This window comes from Sphingobacterium sp. HSC-15S19 (assembly GCF_050433745.1).
In the GTDB taxonomy this organism is placed as follows: Bacteria; Bacteroidota; Bacteroidia; order Sphingobacteriales; family Sphingobacteriaceae; genus Sphingobacterium; species Sphingobacterium siyangense.
This window is the reverse complement of the sequence record NZ_JBNPWQ010000079.1, coordinates 1-4,170: the sequence shown is the minus strand read 5'-3', so window position 1 is coordinate 4,170 and position 4,170 is coordinate 1. Positions and strand designations below refer to the sequence as shown.

3 protein-coding genes are annotated in these 4,170 nt (G+C 38.2%); all 3 read left to right on the top strand.

From position 1 onward, the window contains the following. Positions 1-128: 128 nt before the first annotated feature. Genes L1283_RS28225 through L1283_RS28215 form a run of 3 tightly spaced genes read left to right on the top strand, consistent with a single transcriptional unit; the run spans position 129 to position 3,593 of the window. Positions 129-587, top strand: a complete 459-nt coding sequence (locus tag L1283_RS28225; protein ID WP_198386059.1) for an MgtC/SapB family protein — start codon at positions 129-131, stop codon at positions 585-587. After that, positions 574-1,551, top strand: coding sequence for a hypothetical protein (locus L1283_RS28220; protein ID WP_286851429.1), 978 nt, complete (start codon positions 574-576; stop codon positions 1,549-1,551). Before L1283_RS28225 ends, L1283_RS28220 begins: the two co-directional genes overlap by 14 nt. 5 nt (positions 1,552-1,556) lie before the next feature. Then, positions 1,557-3,593, top strand: a complete 2,037-nt coding sequence (locus L1283_RS28215) for a heavy metal translocating P-type ATPase (RefSeq protein WP_088160817.1) — start codon at positions 1,557-1,559, stop codon at positions 3,591-3,593. The last annotated feature ends 577 nt before the right edge of the window (positions 3,594-4,170 follow it).

Below are 4,170 nucleotides of genomic sequence, written 5' to 3'. Positions count from 1 at the left end.
TATCATGGCGGTGTGTTATAATTTTGCAATTTAAATATAGCAACTTTGCTATATCCAAACACCGCCACTTTTTAAACGTTTAGGACGCAAGTGATCTGTAAATAATAAAATCTAAAGACTCTATGGATATGAATTTTGAACTTTTGCTTTCTGCTAAATTGGTACTCGCTCTCGTTTTAGGAAGCATCGTCGGTATAGAACGGGAAAAAGAACAGCAGAATATGGGTATAAGGACATTTGCCTGTATCTGTGTTGCCTCTTGTCTCTTTGTATCTGTTGCAGCCCACTTGACTGAAGACAGGTCTGCAACGGCAAGAATGCTGGCGGCGATTGCAACTGGCCTAGGGTTTATAGGAGCCGGTATAGGATTTCGTACTGAGAAAAGTATGCCAATAGGACTGACCACAGCAGCCGGCCTCTGGACAATTGCTGCGGTTGGAATAGCTATCGCACTCAACATGTTTGTTCTTGCAATTTCTGCAACAGTTATTACCCTATTGATTTTCGTAATAAATCAATTTGAGTGGTACAAGCGATTTCTGAGAAAATTATCCGACAATAAAAATAGCGGCCATGAAACAGAATAATAATCAGTTCGATCTGCATTTTCAAAAACTCGCAGATTTGTTTGAAGGGGCGAAGAAAGAGAACAATCCCGGGCGGTATCTTTTTGAGAATGGATTAAGAACACCTTTGTTCCAATTGGAGGCATTGGCCAGGATATATAGTGTTACTGGTCCAAGAACAAAACAGTTTAGAAGAATGCGGGACAAATTTAAACAATTGGAGGACATGCTTGGGAGCATAGACTATTTTACCACTTTTGCTAAATTGTATACCAAAGACAAATGCATTCCAGAAGATGTGGGGATTTATTTTGATGCACAATTAGAAAAAGTCGTGAGGAAACTTAATAAATTACTCAAACGTAAAAACTGGTTGAATGGTAAACAATTAAAAAAAATCATCAGTGACATTGACAAAACCCAATGGAAGGCAAAAGACGAGCAGCACAGACGTCTTGTTAAATTCTATCGTTCAGAAATAGAAAAGATAATGGATTTTTCCCAGAATGGAAAATATGTTTTCAGAAACGTGGAGTCAGATATTCATGAGTTTCGTCGGAAATTACGCTGGTTAAGTATTTATGCACAATCATTACAGGGATGTGTCGAACTAGTAGATATTGAACATGAAAAGTCGGAGTTGAGAAACTACCTTACTGATACTATACTTGAGTCACCCTTTAATCGACTCCCACCTGTTGAAGAAAAGCAGACCCATCCTCTGGCGCTATCCAAGTTTGGTTTTTACGCAGTTAGCTGGATGATCGAACAGTTGGGAATACTGAAGGATCATGGACTCAGCTTACTTGCCCTGGCGGACGCTTTGAAAGAAACAGAGAAAATCAAAAAACAAAGTGATGCAATAATTAGGGCTGAGAAATATTTGGAGAAATCAATTCCTTCAATAGATGTTGTACTAAGTGAAGCAAATAAGGTCTCGAAACAATTCTTTATGGATAAAATATTAAAAAACCTTTTAAAATAAATATTATGGATCACAAACATCAATATGACGCGCAAGGCAAGCAGATCTGTTGTACGCAGACGGAAAAGGTCTATTCTAAAGCCGGAGCAAGAGAATTGGTAAAAGAGGAACATTACAAAAATGACGGACACGATCATGGCCATAGTGATGATGACGGTCATGACCACAGTAATGCCACCGGAAGTCCATTTAAAATGTTTCTACCATCTATTCTTTCTCTTTTACTTTTACTTATTGCAATATCATTGGATAACTGGCTGCCTCAGGAATGGTTTAAAGGAACAGTCAGATTTGTTTGGTATCTGGTAGCTTATGGAATCGTAGGCCTTCCGGTAATTCAAGATGCTTTTAAGAGTATAGCCAAGGGAGAGGTCTTCTCAGAATTCTTTTTGATGAGCATTGCAACCATAGGCGCGTTTTTTATCGGGGAATATCCCGAAGGGGTGGCCGTTATGCTTTTTTATGCTGTAGGCGAAGTATTTCAGACGTTGGCGGTTTCAAGAGCACAGCGTAACATAAAAGCCCTGCTGGACCAGCGGCCGGACGAAGTGAGAATTGTTGAGGAGAATCAGACCAGAGTTATTAAAGCCGAGGAGGCACAGATAGGTATGGTTATCCAATTAAAACCTGGGGAGAAACTGGGCCTTGATGGAGAACTGCTCACGGATAGTGCTTCTTTTAATACTGCCGCACTGACAGGTGAAAGTAAACCGGATACCAAAAACAAGGGGGAATCGGTGCTTGCCGGCATGATCAACCTAAATACCGTTGCTCAGGTTAAGGTGACTACCGCTTATACGGACAGCAAGCTAAGTAAGATTTTGGAATTGGTCCAAAATGCAACATCCCAGAAAGCACCTACAGAACTTTTTATAAGGAAGTTTGCCAAAGTCTACACCCCAATCGTTGTTTTTCTTGCAATCGGAATATGTTTGCTACCTTATTTCTTTTTAGAGAACTACGTATTCAATGACTGGCTTTACAGAGCTTTAGTCTTCTTGGTAATTTCATGTCCTTGTGCATTGGTAATTTCTATTCCATTGGGATATTTTGGAGGTATTGGAGCTGCCAGTCGTAATGGTATTTTATTCAAAGGCAGTAATTTCCTTGATACTATGGCTGCCATAAAGAATGTAGTAATGGATAAAACTGGTACAATGACCGAAGGTGTTTTTAAAGTGCAAGAAGTAGTTTTTAATTCCGATTTCGATAAAGCTGAAATTCTAAAACTCGTAAATGCCATCGAAAGTCTTAGCACGCATCCTGTAGCAACGGCCATACACGAATATGTAGGAGATGTTGATAGTTCCATAAAATTGGAAAACACTGAAGAGATTCCCGGTCATGGTTTGAAAGCGCAGATTGACGGAAAAGAATTACTGGTCGGCAATTTTAAACTGATGGACAGATTCAATATTAAATATGATCTAGATCCATTATCAATTGTCTACACAACTATTGCGGTGGCTAAAGACAGTAAATTTGTGGGCTACATTACCATTGCCGATAGCATAAAGGAAGATTCCCAAAAGACTATTGATATGCTTCATAAGCTCAATGTAAAAGCGACGATGTTGAGCGGAGATAAGACAACTGTTGTTAGATTTGTTGCAGATAAGCTGGGGATCGACAAGGCTTTTGGAGATCTCTTGCCTGAAGACAAAGTAAACAAAGTAAAAGAGATGAAGGCAAAAAATGAAACTGTTGCCTTCGTAGGAGACGGGGTAAATGACGCTCCGGTAGTTGCTTTAAGTGATGTGGGAATTGCTATGGGAGGACTTGGAAGCGATGCGACAATTGAGACAGCAGATGTTGTTATTCAGGATGACAAGCCTTCTAAAATCCCGATAGCCATTAATATTGGCAAGAAAACAAAAAAAATTGTTTGGCAGAATATCATACTAGCGTTTGTGGTGAAAGGCATAGTTCTTATTCTTGGGGCTGGAGGTCTTGCTACTATGTGGGAAGCCGTATTTGCTGACGTAGGGGTTTCGCTAATTGCGATATTGAATGCTATAAGGATCCAGCGGATGAAATTTTAAATAAAATTTGAATGTTATTGGAAACAGTATTCTATAAAACATCATGTTTAGTAGGGTCTTAGCTTTTTTATACAATAAAATGATCATCTAGGATGTTTTGTAATAAAGCAAGACATCCTTATTGTTAGCCTTTGAAAGGAATATCCAATTAGACTGTATTTATCAAATTTACGAAGGAATCAAAAATATGTTGGTATTGTTTAGTCTAAGTATCGGTCATGGCTGTCCGACATTCCTGTTTTCCATCTGTAAATCTTGCAGCATCATGTTGGGGTATCTTTATAATTAATGTGTTAGTGAAGTTTTTCTCATAAGTCTAAACGGTCATTAACTTTTGTAGCTTTTTTTGTTCTAACCTGTGTTGAAAGAAAAATAGGTTTTGAGAAATGTTGTATTAGGAAGTTTAGGATTATAAAATTATTGTTGATGCAAATGAGTATCAATTTATGTTTTTATCAAATTTTAATATAGGATTTCACATCTGTCCTAAATAAATTTTAGGATTGGATTTCTGTTGTACAGGCATAGCTTTTTTCATCATTTCGATATTGACCCCTATTTTTCAATCTGCGAAGAT

Excerpts from the sequence above, each read along its gene's own strand:
- L1283_RS28225 (WP_198386059.1), top strand. The coding sequence starts at position 129 with ATGAATTTTGAACTTTTGCTTTCTGCTAAATTGGTACTCGCTCTCGTT.
- L1283_RS28220 (WP_286851429.1), top strand. The coding sequence starts at position 574 with ATGAAACAGAATAATAATCAGTTCGATCTGCATTTTCAAAAACTCGCA.
- L1283_RS28215 (WP_088160817.1), top strand. The coding sequence starts at position 1,557 with ATGGATCACAAACATCAATATGACGCGCAAGGCAAGCAGATCTGTTGT.